Raw genomic sequence first — 20,706 nt, 5'->3', positions numbered from 1 at the left:
AGCCTAGCCGGTGTTGCGCAGCCCTGCCGCTATGCCCGCCATAGTGACCATCAACGCCCGAGAAAGGTCGGCGCTAATCGCCCCATCGGCATCGCGATTACGCTGCAGCAGCTCCGCCTGCAAACCGTGCAGCGGATCAATGTAGGGATTGCGAACATCGATTGCCTGGCGAATCAGCGGGGTGTTCTCCAGCAGCTTCTCCTGCTGAAGAATATCCAGCACTGCTTCTTCCAACGACGCGAACCGCTGGCGTAACTGTTTACCCAACGCCTTCAACGAGGGCTCGTCGACTAAGCGGTGCTCGTAGTAGGCAGCAATGGCCACATCGGCTTTGGCCAGCAGCATCTCAAGCATGTCCAGGTAGGTGCCGAAGAAGGGCCACTCGTTGCGCATCTCCTGCAGCACATCACGGCCACCGGGCTGTTCCAAGCGCCGCGAGAAGGCTTCGCCGCTGCCCAGCCACGCGGGTAGCATCAGGCGAATCTGCGTCCAGGCGAAAATCCATGGAATGGCGCGCAGGGTTTCCACCCCGCCATCCTGACGCCGCTTGGTGGGGCGGGAGCCTAGTGGCAACCTGCCCAGAGCGCCCTCCGGGGTGACCGCCCGGAAATAAGGCACAAAGTCCGGGTCTTCCCGCACTACGCCTACGTAAGCCGCGTGCGCTACCTTGGCGAGCTGATCCATCTCCTCGCGCCAGTGAGGTTCTGGTGTGCGTGGAGGCAATAGCGTGGCCTCCAGTACTGCACAGGCGTAGATCTCCATGGAACGCAGGGCAATATCCGGCTGGCCAAACTTGAAACGAATCATCTCGCCCTGCTCAGTAACCCTGAGGCTGCCGTTTACCGAACCAGGGGGCTGGGAGAGAATAGCCGCGTGGGCCGGGCCGCCACCGCGGCCGACGGTGCCGCCGCGGCCGTGGAACAGGGTTAAATCGACGCCGTGTCGATTACACACATTCACCAGCGACTCCTGTGCACGGTACTGCGCCCAGGCAGCGGCCAGCTGGCCGGCATCTTTTGCCGAGTCGGAGTAGCCAATCATGACCTCCTGACGGTCATCGATCAGCGAGCGATAGCCAGGAATTGAGAGCAGTTTATCGACAACGTCGCCTGCGTGATCCAGGTCGTTAAGGGTTTCAAATAGCGGCGCAATAGGTAGCGTTACCTGTCCCCCAACCTCTTTCATGAGCAGCGCGACGGTGAGCACGTCTGAGGGCTCAGCGGCCATGGAGATAATGTACGTCCCCAGCGCTTCAGAATGCTCCTGGGCGATGACTTTGAAGGTGTCCAGCACCTCCCGGGACTCGGCGGAGCACTCCCAGCGGCGTGGAATCAGCGGGCGACGCGAGGAAAGCTCGGCGAGCAGAAACTCTTGGCGCTGAGCCTCGTCCCATTCGCGGTAGTGGCCAAGGCCCAGCGTGCTGGTCAGCTCTTCTATCACCTGGGCATGGCGGCTGGCTTCTTGGCGTAGGTCGAGCTTGGTCAGCGTGACGCCAAACACGGCTACCCGGCGCAGGGTGTCCAGCAGTGCGCCATTGGCGATGGTGTCGAGACCTACATCGCACAGCGAGCGGTAGCAGGCGAGCAGTGGCGAATAGAGCTGATCGCGGGTTTCGATAATCGGCCCGCCGTCGTAGTTGCGCCCTTCCAGTTCGGCCTTGGCCCAATCCCGGGTCGACTCCATCTTCGCAAGCAACCGCTTCAGCACTTCGCGGTAAGGCTCAGCGACATCGCCCGCTTCGGCTTTAAGTGCACTATTAGCCTTCCACATGGAGAGCTCGGTTTTGAGCTGCTCAAGATCGCGCAGATAGAGGTCGGCGGCCATCCAGCGGCCTAACAGCAGAACTTCGCGGGTTACTCGGGCGGTCACGTTGGGGTTACCGTCGCGGTCACCGCCCATCCAGGAGGCGTAGCGTATCGGTGCGGCGTCCAGGGGCAAGCGCTCGCCGGCGGTATCCAGCAGCAGGTTATCCAGATCGCGGTGGAAGTCAGGCACCGCCTGCCACAGCGAGTTTTCGATCACTGCAAAGCCCCATTTGGCTTCGTCTACCGGGGTGGGCCGCTCGTGGCGGATCTCGTCAGTGTGCCATGCCTGACTAATCAGCTCTTCCAGACGCCCTTGGGCACGGGTGCCACGCTCGGGATAATCTTCAGAGCTCTCGATGGCGGTTAAACACTCATCAATGGCGTCATATTTTTGGATCAAGGTGCGGCGAATAACTTCGGTGGGGTGCGCGGTGAGCACCAACTCTACGCGCATATTGGCGAGGGCCTCGACCAGATTACGCGGTGAGTTGCCCGCCTGCTGGGCGCGCTCAAGCAGCTCCCCCAGCACCGGCTGAGAGCCGGGTTTGTAGTCCTCTACCCGGCGAAAGCGCGCCCGATAGTGCTGTTCGGCAATATTGGCGAGGTTTAAAAACTGGTTAAAGGCTCGGGTGACCGGCAGCAGGTCGCTCTCCGGGAGCTCACGCAGATACTCGATCAACTCGCGCTGTTGCAGCGAGTCGCCCTGGCGCCCGCGCTTGGCGTGGGCGCGGATGGTTTCAATTTTATCGACAAATGCTTGGCCCAAATCATCGGCAATGGTGCGCCCCAGGCTGTCGCCTAGAATACGCACGTTATCGCGCAGAGATTCGTGTAGGTCGTGACTCATTGGCATGGCCTCCTTGCAGGGGTCGCATCATTATTAAATCAGGGATGGGTAGGTTGTTTTTCTTCTGCTTTCGCCGCCTGCCAGTGGGCTTCCATCTCGTCTAGAGAAGCCTCCGTTAATGGCCGCTGGGCAGCGCTCAGCTCGCGCTCAACAAAACGAAAACGGCGCTCGAACTTGGCATTGGTAGCGCGCAGGCACTGCTCCGGGTCGGCACTCAGCGTGCGGGCAAGGTTGGTGACCGCAAACAGCAAATCGCCGACTTCTTCCTGGGCGTGCTGCTGGTCGCCAGCGGCAAGCGCTTCTTCGACCTCGGCCAACTCTTCACGAATTTTGTCAATGACACCGCGGGCATCGGGCCAGTCAAAGCCTACCCGCGCGGCGCGTTTAGACAGCTTGGCAGCGCGGCTTAGCGCAGGTAGCGTGCGCGGTACATCGTCGAGCACAGAGGGCGCCTCAATGGCCCTTTCAGCACGCTCCTCGGCTTTCAACGACTCCCAGCGGCTGTTGACCTGCTGGGTTTGCACTTCCTCGGCGCTCACTCCCGGCGGGCGGCGTGAGGCCAGGGTGCCCTCCGGAAATACGTGGGGATGGCGACGCAACATCTTGGCGGTCAGGGTATCGACGATATCAGCAAAGTCGAAGCGCTGCTCCTCCGCCCCGAACTGGGCGTAGTAAACCACTTGAAAAAGCAGATCGCCTAGCTCTCCGGGTAGCTCGTCAAAAGCGCGTCGCTCAATGGCGTCGGCGACCTCGTAGGCCTCTTCCAGGGTGTGGGGCACAATGCTGTCCCAATTCTGCTGGAGATCCCAAGGGCAGCCCTGCTCCTGGTTACGCAGCACCTGCATGAGCGTCAGCAGGTCGTCGATACCATGGCGCATTATGCTCCTCCCTTGCGAACTTGTTGATCCGGGTCGGCGTTGCGCAAACGGCGCACTTCGGTAACGTTGGGCAACTGCTGAATACGCGAGAACAGCCTCCCCAGGGACTCCAGACCGTCGACTTCCAGCGTGATACGCAGCCGGGCAATACCCTCATCAGTATCGGTTAGCGTGTTCACCGCCAGCACGTTAACTTTTTCATTACCCAGCAAACCAGTGACATCACGCAATAGGCCGGAGCGATCCCAGGCCTGAATCTCGATGGTCACCGGGTAGCGGGTTTGAGCACGTTCGCCCCACTCTACTTCGATAATGCGTTGGGGCTCATCCAGGCGCAATTGCAGAATATTGCTGCAATCTTGACGGTGAACAGTAACGCCGCGCCCCTGGGTAATAAACCCGATAATCGGTTCGCCAGGCACCGGACGGCAGCAGTTGGCCATACTGGTTTTCAGGTTGCCGACACCCAGCACGGTAATATCGCTTTTGGTGGCTTTGCTGGATTGGCGTTTTGGCTTGGCGAGCAGGCGGTCGAGCTGCTCTTGGTCGTCAGTTTCACCAAACAGCTGCTGAGCCTGGTGCAACACCTGGCCGATACGCAGGTCACCGGCGCCGATGGCGGCGTACATGTCCTCGGCATTTTGGTAGTTGACGGCCTTGGCCAGCTTGGGCAGATCGAGACCCTCGACATCCAGGCGGCGCATTTCACGGTCAAACAGCACGCGCCCCTCGTCCAGGTTTTGATCCCGCGCCTGATGTTTAAACCACGCCTGGATTTTGGCCCGAGCCCGGGAAGTGCGCACATAGCCCAGGCTGGGGTTTAACCAGTCGCGGCTTGGCCCACCCTTGGTGGCGGTAAGAATTTCTATCTGCTGGCCGGTCTTTAACTTGTAGGTGAGCGGCACAATGCGCCCATTAATCTTGGCGCCTCGGCAGCGGTGACCAATTTCGGTATGCACCCGGTAGGCGAAATCGATCGGTGTGGCAATCCGCGGCAGATCAATCACGTGGCCGTCGGGGGTAAATACGTAGATACGATCAGGCGCTACATCGCTGGAGAGCCCTTCGCGCAAATCGCCAAAGCCGCCCACTTCGTCCTGCCACTCCAACACTTGGCGCAACCAAGCAATTTTCTCTTCGTAGCTACGGCTTTTGGCGTTGGTATCGTGGCCTTTGTAACGCCAGTGGGCGCACACGCCCAGCTCCGCTTCGTCGTGCATAGCGAAGGTACGAATCTGGATTTCGAGCACCTTATTTTCCGGCCCCATTACGGCGGTATGCAGCGACTGATAGCCGTTCTTTTTGGGGTTGGCGATATAGTCGTCAAACTCGTTGGGCACGTGGTGCCAGCGCGAGTGGATAATCCCCAGCACGGTGTAGCAGTCGGCTACTTCCGGCACCAGAATGCGCACCGCGCGTACGTCGTGTACCTGTGAGAAGTCGATCCGCTTACGCTTCATTTTGCGCCAGATCGAGTAGATATGTTTGGCCCGACCATCCACGTCATAGCGGTGGATGTGCTGGGCTTCCATCAAAGCTTTGATGGTTTCGACGACATCGTGGATGTAGCGGTCGCGGTCAAGACGCTTCTCCGCCAGCAGCTTGGCTATCGCTTTGTACTCGTCTTCGTGCAAATACCGAAACGATAGATCTTCCAGCTCCCACTTAAGCTGACCGATGCCCAGGCGGTGAGCCAGCGGTGCGTAAATATCGGCGACTTCCCTGGCCACTTGTAAACTTTTTTCCCGGGGAGCGTCTTTTACCTGGCGCAGGGCACAGGTGCGCTCGGCAATTTTGATCAGCGCCACGCGCACATCGCCGACCATATTGACCAGCATCTTGCGTAGGTTTTCCTGCTGGTTGTGCTGGCCCATACCGTGATCAGGCGCCAGCGGATAGCTGATAGCGGCCATTTGCAGCACGCCATCAATCAGGCTGGCCACTTCTTCGCCAAAGCGCTTTGACACCGACTCAAGGCTCAACAACCCTTCCCGCACGCCACGGTAGAGAACGGCGGCCTCTAGCGTCGCTTGATCGAGCTTTAATTCGCCAAGGATATCGGCCATTTCCAGGCCCATGCGAAAGCTAGAACCTGGCGACAGCCATACACGATGAGTACGCGGCGCCTCAAGCTCTAACTGCTCAGCGAGCTCACAGGCCTCGACTAAACGCTCAGGCTCAGGTAGGCGCACATCCTCCTGCAGGCGCGTTAACCACTGCTGTATGTCCACCTTTCCGCTTGCGGTTAGCGGCTGGTCTTCACGCACTTTCACCATGACAATCACTTATCCTTTCAGGAAGACGGTCTCTACACGGCCGTCACCGTGGCTTGATGCGATGGGGCAACACTAGCCCCCCAACTTTTAACATCAGCTTTTAACATCAGTTTCAAACAGCATCAGCGTTTCCATATGCGCAGTGTGAAGGAACATATCCGCCACTGCTACTTGCTTGACCCGGTAACCTGCATGCACAAGATGTGCCGCATCCCGGGCAAGCGTCGCTGGATCACAGGAAATATAGACCACCCTGGGCACAGGGTGCTGCGCCAACGCCTGACAAATGACTTCAGCGCCACTACGCGGCGGGTCGAGGACCAGCGCATCACTATCGCCGTGATCGTTTAACAGCTCCTTAACGCTGACAGTGCTGTTTAAATCGGCCTGCTGGCCGCTGACCATTAGCTGGTTACGCTTGGCATTAATGGCAATGCGCGCCACCATGGCGGGGTTACCCTCCACCGCATGCACCTCAGCTCCCGCGGCCGCGATGGGCAGGCTGAAATTACCGATACCGGCAAACAGGTCGAGTAGCTTTTGTCCTGACTTAGGCGCTAACCACTGGATGACCTGAGCGACCATTTGCTGATTAACCTGGGCGTTGACCTGTAAAAAGTCCCCCGGCGCAAAACTTAAACTCAGCGGTGGCTGGCCGTTAACGGTTAACGACTCTTCTAGCGTCGGCGGTGCGCCATGCCAGTGCAGTGTGGGCGATTCACGCCCCAACCAAGTGCCCAGCGCTACTGCCTGCTGCTGTGCAAAGGCTTGCCAGCGTTCGGCGTCTTTACCATGCTCCTTTAACTGACGCACCAACACCACCTGTGTTGCAGGCGTTGCCAGCAGCTCTATATGGCCTACCTGGCGCGGGGCCTCCAGGGTTTCCAGCAACTCGCGCAGGGGCGCTAGCAACTGCTGCAGGGGATTCACCAATACCGGGCAGCGTTCGATATCCACCAGGCGGTGGCTGTGGGCAGCGCGAAAGCCAAGCCGCGTATTACCCTGGCTATCGACTTTGACACCCAACCGCGCTCGGCGACGGTAGCCTTGATCATCCCCCTGAATCGAGGCGATCTGATCCAGCGTGATGCCTTGACGCGCAAAGAGGTCGCGCACTACTTCGCGCTTATGGGCACGCTGGGCATCGATATTTAAATGCTGCAAATCGCAACCACCGCAGTGGCCAAAATGCGGGCACGGCGGTGTAACGCGCTGCTCCGACGTCGTTAGCAATGACTTGATATGCGCTTCATCAAAGCGCTTGCGAGTGAGGTGAACGGCTACTTCCACCTGTTCACCGGGCAGCGCCTGATCAACAAACACGGTTTTACCGTTGGCAGCGTGGGCAACGCCACGGCCATCGTGGGCCAAGCGCTCAATCACCAGGGGCGATGTATCATCCGTCGCGGTATGCCGCGTTTTGCCGCCTGGCGTGCCCGCTAGACCAGAATGACCTGACGCAGGCCTGGGTGGCCGCCGTTTTCCCAACATGGCCATGGTTATACTCCTGGGGCAAAAAGGCCAGTGGAGAGATAGCGGTCACCACGGTCACAGACAATAAACACAATCACTGCATTTTCGGTTTGCTCAGCGATGCGCAGCGCGCCCGCGAGGCTGCCACCCGACGACACTCCGGCCAGAATACCCTCTTCGCGGGCCAGACGTCGCATGTGCTCTTCGGCTTCCTGTTGGCCAATATCCAGGGTGACATCCACTCGCGGCGCCTCAAAAATAGCCGGCAGGTAAGCTTGTGGCCAGCGGCGGATGCCGGGAATACTCGCGCCATCGGCAGGCTGCAAGCCGACAATTTGAATGGCTGGATTTTGCTCTTTCAAATAGCGCGACACACCCATAATGGTACCCGTGGTACCCATGGAGCTAACAAAGTGAGTCACCTCGCCGCCCGTCTGTTGCCATACCTCCGGGCCGGTGGTGCGGTAGTGCGCCAGGGGGTTATCCGGGTTGGCGAACTGATTGAGCGGCTTCCCCTCGCCTCTGGCAATCATGCCATCCGCGATATCCCGAGCCTCCTCCATGCCCCCGGATTTGCTGGCAGAAATTAATTTAGCCCCAAAAGCTGCCATCGCCTGCTTACGCTCATCTGAGGCGTTTTCCGGCATTATCAGCACCATCTGGTAGCCTTTAATCGCCGCCGCCATGGCAAGCGCAATCCCGGTATTGCCCGAAGTCGCCTCAATCAGCGTATCGCCAGGGGTAATATCGCCCCGCGCTTCTGCTTCATTAATCATGGAGAGCGCGGGGCGGTCTTTGACCGACCCGGCAGGATTATTGCCTTCGAGCTTGGCCAACAGTGTATTGTTACGTCCAGCGCTAATGCGCTTCAGGCGTACCAGGGGCGTGTTACCAACCACATCTTCTAACGTGGGATAGCTCTTGAGATAGCCCTTGAGATCATTCATGAATGTTCCTTATCGTCACCGTTATGCTGCATTATATCGGTGCTGCCTTGGACTGGACAGGCAACCTTATTGAATCAACGAGCTTCTTTTCATGTCATTGAATACCCGTCTTCTATTTGCCTTACTCGGTTTTCCACTCCTGGTGTACGCCCTGATGGCGGTAATGCTGGTCATATTGAGTGATACGCAAGCGCGCGCGGCCCACCAAGAGCGTTTAGTCAGCGTCGGCGAGTTGCTGGCCCCAAGCCTTGCTGATGCGGTCGAAACGGCTGATACCCAGCGCTTGGAGACCTTGGCCCGCCAACTGCTCAATATGCAAGGGCTGCGTACGGTTGCGCTCTTTAATCAACAAGGCAATCGTCTTTTATTAATGGGTCAATCCAACCCACCACCGCTAACCGCCCCCGCTGATCAGCAATTGATTAAGGAGCAAGAGGCTTGGCGACTGCGTTTGCCACTAAGCACTCCCCAGACCAATGCCAGCCAAGCAGACAATAGCAGCGTTGGCTGGCTAGATATCGAAATGGACACCCGGGCGTTAACCCTAGGACGCTATAAACTGATCGCTAGTCTAAGCTTAGGCGGCATGCTACTTGGCCTGCTGCTGTTTTTAGTTGCGTTTGCCATCAGCCGCTATACCACCCGCCCTATAGAGGAAGCCAACCAGGCCCTTTATCGTCTATCCCGCGGTGACTATCGGCTACGCCTGGCGCCCTCTAATACAACAGAGTTTCACCACTTAAGTAGCTATATCAACGCCCTGGCCGAGCACTTTCAGCAGGCCCAGCGGGATATGCAAACGCAAATCGAGCAGGCCACCAGCGAGCTGCAAGAGTCAATGGAAACCATTGAGGAGCAGAATATCAAGCTCGATTTGGCTCACCGCAGTTCTCTGCGAGCTAACGCCGTGAAGTCTGAATTTTTAGCCAATATGAGCCATGAGATTCGCACGCCGCTAAACGGCATTATCGGCTTCTGCCGTTTGCTCGGGCGCTCGTCGCTGGATACACGACAGCAGGAGTGGCTGCAGCATGTGCACCGCGCTTGCGACAATCTGCTGATACTGGTTAACGATGTACTCGACTTCTCCAAGCTTGAAGCCAACCGCCTCACTCTGGAAGAGACGGATATCGATATCGTCGCCCTGGTCGACGAAGTGGTGGGGCTGCACGCCCCAGAAGCCCAGCGCAAGCAGCTGCACTTGGTGGCCATGGTGTATGACGACGTACCCACACCGCTGACCGGCGACCCGCTGCGCATTCATCAGGTGTTGAATAACTTAATTGGCAATGCGCTCAAGTTCACTCATGAAGGCGACGTGATTGTGCGCGTCATGCTGGACAACCTGGAAGGCCAGCATGTGGTGCTCAATCTCAGTGTCAGTGACACGGGGATTGGCCTAAGCGAGGCCCATCAGGAAGCACTGTTTAGCGCCTTTTCTCAAGCAGAGCCCAGCCATTCGCGGCAATTTGGCGGCAGCGGCCTTGGCCTTACTATCTGCCGACAATTGATTGAGCGCATGGGCGGAGAGATTGGCGTCGAAAGCGAGCTGGGCAAAGGCACGACGTTCTCCTTTACACTGCCCATGCTGGCGCACAAAGCCATCGAACGGCCAGCGGAAATCAGCCTTGCCAATCCGGCTATTCGTTTATATGAGACTCACGCACCGACCCGACACGTACTCGAGCATTTACTGCAGCGCTGGGAAGCACAGCCGATCGCCTTTGATGCCTCTGAACCAGCGCAATTACTCATATTAGGGTTGGAGCACGGCGACTTTAACCCCGAATGGCACGCCCATTGGCAAACGGTGATTGATCAAACGCCCTGCCCCACACTCATTTTAGCCAATGGCAACAGCTTTGATCTGCCACCGCTGCACTTAACCCATGGCGGCGAGACTCTCTACAAACCTTTTTCCCGCGCTCAGTTGGTGGCCTCCCTCAAGCAGCTACTATTATCTGCGTTTACACCTACTAACATCGACCAGGAACAACTAGCGCTTCCAGCCGCGACTCCACCACTCAAGCTACTGATTGTCGACGATAATGCGCCGAACCGGGAGCTGCTCAAAAGCATGCTTGAAACCCCAGCTCTGCATGTCACCACGCTAGAAAGCGGCCATCAGGCGCTTGAGTACGCCCGCACCCATAATGTTGACATGGTGTTAATGGACATTCGTATGCCGCGGATGGATGGCGTCCAGACCACCCAAGCGCTGCGCCGAATCAGTAGCACCTGGGCCCGCTGCCCGATTATTGCCGTCACCGCCCACGTGCTCAGCAGCGAACGCCAGCAATGGCTCGCGGAAGGCCTTGATGACGTGCTGATAAAACCGATTGATGAGGAGCAGCTCGAACAGTTGCTAAAGCGCTTTTTGGGGGTTACCCATCGGCTAACCGCCAGCAACCCTGCACCGACCGACTCTCAGCGCGATAGCAAAACCCCCACCAAGCCACGCTTCAGCCACACGGCACCCGCTAAGCTACCTGTCGTTGATCTTGAGATTGGGGCGCGCCTAGCAGGGGGGAAAGAGGACTTGGCGCGAGAGCAGCTCAAACGCCTGATCGACAGTTTGGATGAAAGCGAACAGCATATGCGCACCGCTTTTAGCCAACAACACTTACCCACACTGCTCGACTGGGTACATGGACTCAATGGTGCCAGCCGTTACTGCGGCGCGCCGGAGTTAGCTTTGCTGGTCGAGGCCTTGGAAACCCGCCTTCGTACCAGCGGTTTAGACCATGTTGAGGGGCTATTGGACGAGCTATACCAAGCAATGGCGCGGCTACGTGCGCACCGACCACAGCTACTTAGACATTAAATTACCGGACATTAAATTACCGGCCATTAAATCATTTGGGCGTTAAGTAAATCGAGCACCCAGCAATCCTTAACGTTAATCTTGAAATTATCGCTCAAGCACCACAAAAGCCACCGCGTACTCAGCTTCATCGCTCAAGGTCACATGGCTGTTGATCACACCGGCGGCTTGCAACAGCCGTTCGGCTTCGCCGCTGAGCAGGAAATAGGGCTTACCCAAGGCATCGTTCAGCACCTGAATATCACTCCACTGCAATCCCTGGCGCAGGCCTAGACCCAGGGCTTTTACAAAGGCCTCCTTGGCAGCAAAGCGTTTGGCCAGAAACGCCGCGGGTTGGGATTTCTGCAGCCAAAGCGTCTGCTCATCGGGGCCTAAAATACGCTGGGCAAAGCGTGGGCCGTGCCGCTGCATGGCCCGCGTAAAACGCTCAACGCGGGCAATATCAGAACCGATTCCCACGATCATCGCCTAAACAACCTCTCAGTAGAAAACTGCTGATTAATGCCCGCAGCAGCCATTATGAATATGCTCAGCGTGGTCTGCATGATCATGATCGTGGGCATCTAAGGCCGCCATTAACCCTGCCTCTTGGCCAGCGACGATCAAGCGCTTCATCTCCTGCACAGCCTCTTTCAGGCCAACAAACAACGCACGGGCGATAATGGCATGGCCAATATTGAGTTCGTTAACGCCCGGCAGTGCCGCAATCGCTTCCACGTTGTGATAGTGCAAACCGTGGCCAGCGTTAACCACCAAGCCTAGTGAGATAGCGTGAGTCGCAGCGGTGGTTAAGCGATGATACTCCGCATTGGCGGCATCGCTGCCGGAACGCGCTTCGGCGTAAGCCCCGGTGTGCAGTTCAATCGTCGGCGCCCCGGCGCGCTGAGCAGCGTCAATCTGCTCAATATCAGGGTCGATAAACAAGGATACATCGCAACCCGCCGCGCTCAACCGCTGACAGGCGCTGGCAATGGCGTCAAAACCGCCAACGACATCCAGACCGCCTTCGGTGGTTAGCTCTTCGCGTTTTTCCGGCACTAAACAGACATGTGCGGGGCGAACGTCTTCAGCCAGGGCCAGCATTTCTTCAGTGACGGCCATTTCCAGATTCATGCGCGTGTTCAGCACTTCGGCCAGAATGCGCACATCGCGGGGCTGGATATGCCGCCGGTCTTCACGCAAATGCACCGTAATGCCATCGGCGCCCGCCTCTTCAGCGACTAAGGCCGCCTGTACGGGATCGGGATAGCGAGTATCTCGGGCTTGGCGAAGTGTCGCGATGTGATCAATATTGACGCCTAACAGTATCCGAGGGGGGTGCATAGAGCCTCCAGCGCAGCGATAAAATAAGAGTTTGTGAACACAAAATTTAAAACAAATCAGGACCGATGACGACGCCGCGCTAAATCAAGCATCAGTTCCCGTGAACGTAAAACGGTAGTCCCCAGATGGGGCGCAAGCGCCGCGCGCATTACCGCTTTGAGCGCATTGGCAAGCCCTTCATGCTGCCAGTCACCCTGTTCAATGTAACGTAGCGTTCTGCCATCGAGCCCACGCTCAGCAGGCATAAATGCCCGGCTGTCGGTGTCAAAACGGTAGCGGAGTTGAGGGTCCAAAACGCTACCCTCTGGCGTCGTGAACTGTGGCGTGGCCTCAAGCGCCTCTAGCAGCGCCCACTCATAGCGGCGAAGCGCCAGCGCTCGCTCGGCAGGGGCTGGCAACGCCTCAAGTAGCGCCGTATAAAACGCAAACAGTTCGGGTGCAGGCAGCTCTAACGGCAGCAGCCGGGTGGCGATCTCATTGGCGTAGAGCCCGCATAGCAGGCCTTCCCCAGCCAGCAGCGCCGTCTGGCCGCGGGACTCCATTAACGTGAGCCGCTTTAAGTCGCGGCTGCCCTGCCAGGTCACAAACAGCGGTGTAAACGGCTGCAGGCGCTGGCGTGATTTTGAGCCAGGCCGTTGCCCGCCATGGGCCACAGCACGCACCCTACCGTGATCAAGCGTTAATAGATCCACCAGCGCACTGGTTTCACGGTAGGGCCGACGGTGAAGCAAAAAGGCCGGCTCTGGCGACATCGTTACCTTCAATCGAGGTCGTAACCCAAGCTTTTCAAGGCGCGCTCGTCATCCGACCAACCGCGTTTTACTTTCACCCATAAATTGAGCATCACCTTGGTACCCAGGGCGCGCTCCATATCCAGGCGCGCCTCGCGACCTATGCTTTTGAGGCGGTCACCGTTTTCACCGATCAAAATGACCTTTTGCCCCTGGCGCTCGACCAGGATCAAGGCGCTGATATGAGTCACCCGTTCAGTCTCGCGAAACTCTTCAATTTCGACGGTCATCTGGTAAGGGAGCTCATCGCCCAACTGGCGCATGACCTTTTCACGCACCAGCTCCGCGGCCATAAAGCGCAGGCTTTTATCGGTAATTTGGTCTTCGGGGAAGAAGTGGACGCTTTCGGGCAGGTGTTTGGCCACCTCCTCTTCCAGGGTATCTACCTGGGTGCCGTGCTTCGCTGAAATCGGTACGATAGCGGCAAAATCGCGGCGTGCACCAACCTCTGCCAGCCATGGCAGCAAATCGCCTTTTTCGCCCAGGCGGTCGACTTTATTAACCGCCAGAATCACCGGCGCTTTAACATGCTCCAAGCGCTTTAACACCGCCTGGTCTTCTTCCGTCCAGCGGGTGCGGTCGATAATAAATACCACACAATCGACATCGCGCAGCGCCTGGGTGGCCGCCTGGTTCATAAAGCGGTTAATGGCTTTATTGCGGTCCTTGGACATGATGTGCATGCCCGGCGTATCCACATAGATAAACTGTGTTTCATCAACCGTTTTAATACCCATGACCTGGTGGCGCGTGGTTTGTGGGCGCCGTGAGGTAATCGATATTTTCTGCCCCAGAATACGGTTCATGAGGGTCGATTTGCCCACGTTGGGTCGGCCAACGATGGCAACGAATCCGCAGGTTTGGCTCATGATTTATCTCCAGGGCTTTTTTCGAGGTAGGACAGCGCTTCTTCTGCCGCTTGCTGCTCAGCATGGCGGCGGCTAGGGCCTTTACCGGTGGTATGCTCAGCCAACAGGTCAATGTAGCACTCCACGGTAAAGGTCTGGGCATGCGCCTCACCCTTTACGCAGACAACTTCATACCGCGGTAACGCCGCTTGGCGTGACTGCAAAAACTCCTGCAACCGCGTTTTAGGATCTTTTTGCGTATCTTGCAGTGAGATATTACCCAGCCGCTCGAAGTACCAATCCAACACACGCTCGCGCACCACATCCATCCCGGCATCCAGATAAATGGCGCCAATGATGGCTTCTACCGCATCCGCTAGAATTGATTCGCGCCGGTGCCCGCCGCTTTTCATCTCACCAGAGCCTAGCCGCAAGCATTCACCGAACTCCATTTCCCGGGCTAATTCTGCCAGGGTTTGCCCCTTCACCAACCGCGCACGCAGGCGCGAAAGCTGCCCTTCACGGGCTTGGGGGAACCGCTGAAATAGCGCTTCAGCGATCACAAAGTTGACGATGGAGTCACCCAGAAACTCCAGGCGCTCATTGTTACGACCACCGAAGCTACGGTGGGTCAAGGCCAATTCCAATAGCGTATCATCGCCAAAGGTATGGCCGATTCGTCGGCAAAAAGCGTTCAAGGAATTACTCACAGCTCTCCTACGTCATTGACGTTAACTAAAGTGACATAACTAACTAAATTCAGTCTAAGCAGCGCTTTCATTCAATCCGCCGCACGCTGGTAAAGCTTGGCAACCCACCATCCCAATGCATCCATACCGCAAACGCACGCCCCACAATATTCTCTTCCGGCACGAAACCCCAGTAGCGGCTGTCGTTGGAGTGATCACGATTGTCACCCATCATGAAATAGTGCCCTTCAGGGACTTCCACTTCACGCATTTGCGGCCCAGGGTCGCGGGGGTTGTTATAAATAAAGTGCTCGGCTTCGCCCAGCTGCTCTTCTAACAGTAGCTGCTGTGGCGAGCCATCGGGCCCCTCTTCGATCAACTCCTTGGCCACCGGCTCACCGTTAACGTAAAGCTGCTTGCCTTCGTAGCGAATACGGTCTCCGGGCATACCCACTACCCGCTTGATGAAATTGACCGAGGGCTCTTCTGGGAAACGGAACACCATCACATCACCCCGCTCAGGGTCATCGACTTCGATAAAGCGGGTGTTAATCACCGGCAGGCGTAGGCCGTAGGCAAACTTGTTGACCAGAATAAAGTCACCCACTTCAAGCGTCGGCCGCATTGAACCCGAAGGAATCTGAAAGGGTTCAATGATAAAGCTACGCACCACCAGCACCACCAGTAGCACCGGGAAAAACGAGCGCGCATAGTCGACCGGCCAAGGCTCTTTAAGCAGCTTTTCGCTGGTAACTGGGTCCAGACCTTCCGGGGTCTTGGCCTCCGCTGTGGCGAAGCGTTGGCGGCGTTTGGGCTTTAATAGCCACACGTCCAACAGGTAAATAACGCCCGAAAGCGCAACGGCAAGTACCAGCAGTAATGAAAAATCCATGAGTGGCGTTCTTTCCTAGTCGTTAACCTTGAGCACAGCAAGGAAGGCATCCTGGGGAATTTCCACGCGCCCCACTTGTTTCATGCGTTTCTTACCCGCTTTCTGTTTCTCGAGCAGTTTTTTCTTACGGCTGACATCACCGCCGTAACACTTAGCCGTCACGTTTTTGCGCAGCGCTTTCACGGTGGATCGTGCCACCACTTGGCCACCAATCGCCGCCTGAATCGCCACGTCAAACATCTGCCGTGGAATCAGCTCTTTCATTTTTTCGACCAGGAGACGACCACGCTGGTGGGCATGATCGCGGTGAATAATCACCGCTAACGCGTCGACTTTGTCGCCATTAATCAGCACGTCGAGACGCACCAATTTGGCCTCTTCAAAGCGCTCGAAGTTGTACTCAAGCGAAGCGTAGCCCTTGGAGATCGATTTCAAGCGGTCAAAGAAGTCCATGACCACTTCCGACATGGGCAACTCGTACGCTAGCTGAATTTGGTTGCCCAGGAACTGCATATCCAGTTGCGTACCCCGGCGCTGCTCACACTCGGTGATCACGTTCCCCACATACTCCTGGGGAACCAGAATACTGGCGCGCACCACCGGCTCACGCATTTCATCTACGTCGGCCATGTCGGGTAGCTTTGAGGGGTTGGAGACATAGGTAATATCGCCATTTTTCATCGCCAGCTCATAGACAACCGTCGGCGCGGTGGTAAGCAGATCAATATCATACTCACGCTCCAAACGTTCCTGGACGATCTCCATATGCAGCGTGCCCAGAAAGCCCACCCGGAAGCCAAAGCCAAGGGCATCGGAGTTTTCCGGCTCGTAGGCAAGCGAGGCATCGTTAAGTGCCAGCTTCTCAAGCGCATCGCGGAAGTCTTCGTAATCATCCGCACTGACCGGGAACATGCCGGCATACACCTGCGGTTTTACTTTTTGGAAACCAGGCAGACGCGCGACATCTGGCGTTTTGGTGTGGGTAATGGTATCGCCCACCGGTGCGCCGTGAATCTCTTTGATACCGGCGACAATAAAGCCGACTTCACCTGCACGCAGAATACCGGTCTGCTTACGCTGCGGGGTAAAAATCCCCACCTCAGTGGTGCCCCAATCGCGGCCCGTCGATTTAATACGGATCTTATCGCCTTTGCGCAGCGTGCCATCAAACAGACGAACCAGCGAAACTACACCAAGGTAGTTATCAAACCAGGAATCGATAATTAGTGCTTGCAGCGGCGCTTCCGGGTCGCCCTTGGGCGGCGGAATATCGCGCACCAAGCGCTCTAGCAAGGCATCAATGCCCAAGCCACTTTTGGCCGAGACCTGGCAGGCGTCGGTGGCATCCAGGCCGATAATCTCTTCAATCTCCTGGGAAACCTTGTCGCAATCCGCCTGAGGCAAATCGATTTTATTGAGTACCGGCAGAACTTCTAGTCCCTGTTCGATAGCGGTATAACAGTTGGCCACCGACTGTGCCTCTACCCCTTGTGCGGCATCGACAACCAACAACGCCCCTTCACAGGCGTATAGCGAACGCGAGACTTCATAAGAGAAGTCAACATGCCCTGGCGTATCGATAAAGTTCAGCTGGTAAACCTGACCGTCTGCAGCGGTGTAATCCAGCGTAACCGACTGCGCTTTGATGGTAATACCACGTTCGCGCTCGATGTCCATAGAATCGAGCACTTGCTCTTTAAGCTCACGCTCGGTTAACCCTTCGCAAGTCTGAATCAAGCGGTCAGAGAGCGTCGATTTACCGTGGTCGATGTGGGCGATAATAGAGAAATTGCGTATGTGCTTAAGCTTTCCGTTGGGAACGTCTTGGGACATCGAGTCTGTTCTGCCTTAGTGGTACGCAAGCGACCGCATTAGCAGGCCGCTTCGAGAGTTCAAAGCTCGAAAACAGCTGCCGTTTAAAAATAAGGGCCATTTCCGACAAAAAGATATCCGCTATTGTAGCGATATGCGCAGGCTAGGAACAGCGGTCCGGCGAGAACCGCCGAACCAGGAGTGAAAATAGGCGGGTTATTCCAGACGCAGCGCTACGAAAAGTGAACGCCCATCACGGAACAGACGTACTGGTATAGCGCGATCAGTGGGCAACGCCTCGACAATCTCTACCAGTTCATCGGACGAGGAAACGCTGCGATGATCGATGCTCACCAACACATCTCCTGAGCGAATACCTGCGTCAGCGGCCACGCTGCCGGACTCTACCTGGCGGACGACTACGCCGCCGGGAATATTCAGCTGCTCGCGCGTTGCGTCATCAATTTCAGCGACCATCACGCCAAGCCGGGCTTGATTATTGCTGCTGGCCTGCCCTGGCTGTTGCTCGGCATCTGGCCAGCTACCCAACTCGACTGACTCGGTCAGCTCTTCGCCGTCACGCATTAAGGTGAGTTCCACCTCGGTGCCTGGTGCGCCTTTACCGATTAGGCGCGGCAGTGAGCTTGAACGCTCAACCTCTTCGCCATTGACCTCAAGAATCACGTCGCCGGCCTGCAGCCCACCTTGGGCCGCGGGGCCTTCGGGATCAAGGTCAGCAATCAAAGCGCCAATCGCACTCTCCATCCCAAAAGATTCGGCCAGATCCTCAGACACAGGCTGAATCATGACGCCTAACCAACCACGATCCACCCGTCCGCCTTCACGCAGCTGTTCGGCCACATCCATAGCCACATTGATAGGGATAGCAAACGACACGCCCATAAAGCCGCCGCTACGGGTAAAGATTTGCGAGTTAATACCGACCACTTCCCCGTCTAAGTTAAACAGCGGGCCACCGGAGTTGCCGGGGTTGATCGCCACATCGGTTTGAATAAAAGGTACATACGCATCCCGCGGCAAGGTGCGATTAATCGCACTAACGATGCCCGCAGTAACCGAGTGATCAAATCCGAAGGGGGAACCGATAGCCGCCACCCACTCGCCGACTTTGAGCTCGTCCGAGTCGCCTAGATTGAGCGTAGGCAAGTCATCTGCGTCAATTTTAAGCAATGCCACATCGGTTTGCGGATCGCTGCCGACCACTTCCGCACTCAATTCGCGACGATCATTGAGGCGCACCAGTATCTCATCGGCATCTTGCACCACGTGAGCGTTTGTCATCACGTAGCCATCTTCGCTGATAACGAACCCCGAACCTAACGATTGACGCTCTTCCGTCCGCCCTTGCCCGTTGCCAGGTGGTGCTGGAAAGCTGTCACCAAAGCTCTCTCCAAAAAAATGGCGGAAAATTTCCGGAATTTCCTGCCCACCGAAACTAGGCGCGCTACTGCGCTGAATCGTTCGGCTGGTCGAGATATTCACCACCCCTGGGGCGGCGTCTTCAACTAACTCGGTGAAATCAGGTAAACCTTGTGCGCTGGCGGCTTGGCCAAACGTTAGCAAGGCCACCACACAGATCCAGAGCGTGGAAGGGAGAATCAAGCGCTTCATGCAAGAGCTCCTACTTAATGTAATAGTAATCGAAGGCAGATCAACAACTCACAGCGAGATGCTGGAGAACCAAATTGACGAACTAATTGACCAAGCGTGGGCGAAAGCGTTCCCCACGCTCACGCATTAGACATTTAATACTCAACGCTCCGCCCGCCAAGGCAATAAAAAAGACCAGCGGCGCCAGCCAGATTGCGGTACTGACGAACGAGACCAGGCCGGATAGCAACAGGGCTAACAATAACGGCAGCCCATAAACACAAAAAGCCAGCAGCGTGACAGAGGCACGCGGCAGGCTGATAGTGACTTGGCTGCCTAACGGATAGCTTTGCTCAGCGCTGTGCACGTTGGGGGGAAGCGTGACGGCAATGCGCTGGCTGCGCTGGCGCGCCAGCAACCCAATGCCGCACCCTCGCCCTTGAGCACACTGCTCACAGCCCTGTTGGGCGGAAATTTCTACGATAAGTCCTCTCGGTGCACAACCGAAAGGGAAATAGTCAACAGTCGTGCCCATGCGAAGCAGAGGGGTACTCAGCTGAGAAGCACAGTGTACGGAAGTCATCAGCTATCTTCTCGCCATGAAACAATAACCAACACTACTGTTCAGCCTCATCGTCACTCTCATGAACTTCACCTTCAAGGAGGTCGAAGGTAATTGAGCGTACAATTCGCTGCAATGTTGCTACCGGCAGCTCACCAATGGCTATCAGTTGCCAGCGCCCTTCAGCGGTAATAGTGTGCTCAATAGCAACGGCCGACACGCCCAACTGCTGCACCCCTTCTTGCAAGGCGGTCGTTTCTTCAGAGGCGAGAGGCTCTACAAAAATACTCACCGTGGCTAAACCATCGCTGTAGACACGCTGATGGCCCTTATCACCAGCCAAGGAAACCGGCTGCGCAACAAAGCCATCGGGCAACCAAGTGGCATGCCAAGGAGTATTGGGAATAACGTTGGGCGTACTCGCTCTAACACTACCGGTATACTTTTGGGGTGATTGGAGCTGGGTAATTTGGAAGGTTTCAATGATCTGGCCTTGCTGATCACTGAGCACATGCTTAAGCAGCAGGCTGGTATCCCGGTCTAACCACCACTCATGAGAAAAACGCCATTGATCGACAGGCTTAAAAACCAGTTTGACGGCGTCTCGACCAGCTACCCGGGCGTCATCCTCTAGCTCAATAGCGTAATATTTCTCAAGATGAGCCGCCCACCTTGCAGGCGAAGGTAATTCACCGTTGCTATGCTCTTCGGTCCAGGCCAACCGACCCACTGGCGAGCGGCGCTCAATGCTGACAGAGGGGCCGTCTAAATACTGAACCACCTGTTGACGAATGCCGTCTTGAATACGGTGTGAAAGCGCCAGCGTGCGCACATCAACGGCATCGATAGCCACCGCTCTGGCCTGAAAGGCATAACAGTGGCTGGCCCACAAACCACGCTCCAGCCACTGCGTTGGGCTGCTGGGCTGCGCTTCGGGTTCCAATGCACACTCGTAGCCCGCATGGTTGCCAGAAGGCGTGCTGGTTGCTGAGGGACTATTGGCCGATGAAGCACTATCGGCGTTTTCCGCATGCGTTTGAAAAGGGAGCGTACCGATGACGACTGCCAGCACCCATGCGCGCTTAGCTCGCTGGGGAACCATCATGTTGCGCACTCCCTACTCACCTA

Annotated in this window: 16 protein-coding genes; 1 reads left to right on the top strand and 15 read right to left on the bottom strand. The window is 56.7% G+C overall.

All coding sequences use genetic code 11. The annotated features are described in order from the left end of the window. Window positions 1–3: 3 nt before the first annotated feature. The 5 genes from ppc to cysM form a co-directional block, all read right to left on the bottom strand. Window positions 4–2,652: a phosphoenolpyruvate carboxylase gene (ppc, locus tag U738_RS06810; protein WP_035578636.1), complete on the bottom strand. Its 2,649-nt coding sequence runs from the start codon at window positions 2,650–2,652 to the stop codon at window positions 4–6. 38 nt (window positions 2,653–2,690) lie between these two features. After that, the gene (gene mazG, locus U738_RS06805) at window positions 2,691–3,530 is read right to left on the bottom strand and encodes a nucleoside triphosphate pyrophosphohydrolase (protein WP_035578635.1); all 840 of its coding nucleotides are present in this window, start codon (window positions 3,528–3,530) and stop codon (window positions 2,691–2,693) included. Further along, complete coding sequence (relA, locus tag U738_RS06800; RefSeq protein ID WP_035578633.1) at window positions 3,530–5,806, bottom strand: GTP diphosphokinase; 2,277 nt, start codon at window positions 5,804–5,806, stop codon at window positions 3,530–3,532. The genes mazG and relA overlap by 1 nt, the downstream gene beginning before the upstream one ends. A 93-nt stretch (window positions 5,807–5,899) precedes the next feature. Further along, window positions 5,900–7,303, bottom strand: coding sequence for a 23S rRNA (uracil(1939)-C(5))-methyltransferase RlmD (gene rlmD / locus U738_RS06795; RefSeq protein ID WP_035578632.1), 1,404 nt, complete (start codon window positions 7,301–7,303; stop codon window positions 5,900–5,902). Between the two features lie 2 nt (window positions 7,304–7,305). Then, window positions 7,306–8,226, bottom strand: coding sequence for a cysteine synthase CysM (gene cysM / locus U738_RS06790; protein ID WP_035578630.1), 921 nt, complete (start codon window positions 8,224–8,226; stop codon window positions 7,306–7,308). A 91-nt stretch (window positions 8,227–8,317) separates the two neighbouring features. On the opposite strand from cysM, the gene U738_RS06785 reads away from it, so the two are divergent. Continuing rightward, on the top strand, window positions 8,318–11,050 hold the full coding sequence (locus U738_RS06785) for an ATP-binding protein (protein WP_035578629.1): 2,733 nt from the start codon (window positions 8,318–8,320) through the stop codon (window positions 11,048–11,050). A gap of 87 nt (window positions 11,051–11,137) precedes the next feature. Here the strand turns inward: U738_RS06785 and acpS are convergent, their stop codons facing one another. The 10 genes from acpS to U738_RS06735 all read right to left on the bottom strand — a co-directional run bounded on the left by acpS (window position 11,138) and on the right by U738_RS06735 (window position 20,683). Next, window positions 11,138–11,515, bottom strand: coding sequence for a holo-ACP synthase (acpS, locus tag U738_RS06780; RefSeq protein ID WP_035578627.1), 378 nt, complete (start codon window positions 11,513–11,515; stop codon window positions 11,138–11,140). Window positions 11,516–11,548: 33 nt separating this feature from the next. Continuing rightward, window positions 11,549–12,373, bottom strand: a complete 825-nt coding sequence (gene pdxJ, locus U738_RS06775; RefSeq protein ID WP_035578625.1) for a pyridoxine 5'-phosphate synthase — start codon at window positions 12,371–12,373, stop codon at window positions 11,549–11,551. 56 nt (window positions 12,374–12,429) lie between these two features. After that, window positions 12,430–13,125, bottom strand: coding sequence for a DNA repair protein RecO (gene recO / locus U738_RS06770; RefSeq protein WP_035578623.1), 696 nt, complete (start codon window positions 13,123–13,125; stop codon window positions 12,430–12,432). An 8-nt stretch (window positions 13,126–13,133) separates the two neighbouring features. Continuing rightward, window positions 13,134–14,033, bottom strand: coding sequence for a GTPase Era (era, locus tag U738_RS06765; RefSeq protein WP_035578621.1), 900 nt, complete (start codon window positions 14,031–14,033; stop codon window positions 13,134–13,136). Next, window positions 14,030–14,722 carry a ribonuclease III gene (gene rnc / locus U738_RS06760; protein WP_035578619.1) on the bottom strand — a complete coding sequence of 231 codons (693 nt, stop codon included), beginning with the start codon at window positions 14,720–14,722 and terminating at the stop codon, window positions 14,030–14,032. Before rnc ends, era begins: the two co-directional genes overlap by 4 nt. 67 nt (window positions 14,723–14,789) lie before the next feature. Further along, a complete protein-coding gene (gene lepB / locus U738_RS06755) occupies window positions 14,790–15,593 on the bottom strand; it encodes a signal peptidase I (protein WP_035578617.1) in 804 nt (267 codons plus the stop codon). Between the two features lie 15 nt (window positions 15,594–15,608). Beyond that, window positions 15,609–17,426, bottom strand: a complete 1,818-nt coding sequence (lepA, locus tag U738_RS06750) for a translation elongation factor 4 (protein WP_035578615.1) — start codon at window positions 17,424–17,426, stop codon at window positions 15,609–15,611. 195 nt (window positions 17,427–17,621) lie between these two features. Then, window positions 17,622–19,037: a DegQ family serine endoprotease gene (locus tag U738_RS06745; RefSeq protein ID WP_035578613.1), complete on the bottom strand. Its 1,416-nt coding sequence runs from the start codon at window positions 19,035–19,037 to the stop codon at window positions 17,622–17,624. A gap of 82 nt (window positions 19,038–19,119) precedes the next feature. Further along, on the bottom strand, window positions 19,120–19,599 hold the full coding sequence (locus tag U738_RS06740) for a SoxR reducing system RseC family protein (RefSeq protein ID WP_231896718.1): 480 nt from the start codon (window positions 19,597–19,599) through the stop codon (window positions 19,120–19,122). A gap of 34 nt (window positions 19,600–19,633) precedes the next feature. After that, on the bottom strand, window positions 19,634–20,683 hold the full coding sequence (locus U738_RS06735; RefSeq protein WP_035578609.1) for a MucB/RseB C-terminal domain-containing protein: 1,050 nt from the start codon (window positions 20,681–20,683) through the stop codon (window positions 19,634–19,636). Between the last annotated feature and the right edge of the window lie 23 nt (window positions 20,684–20,706).

Origin of the sequence: Halomonas sp. TG39a, assembly GCF_000744395.1 — a bacterium.
In the GTDB taxonomy this organism is placed as follows: Bacteria; Pseudomonadota; Gammaproteobacteria; order Pseudomonadales; family Halomonadaceae; genus Vreelandella; species Vreelandella ventosae_B.
This window is presented reverse-complemented; position numbering and strand designations above follow the sequence as displayed.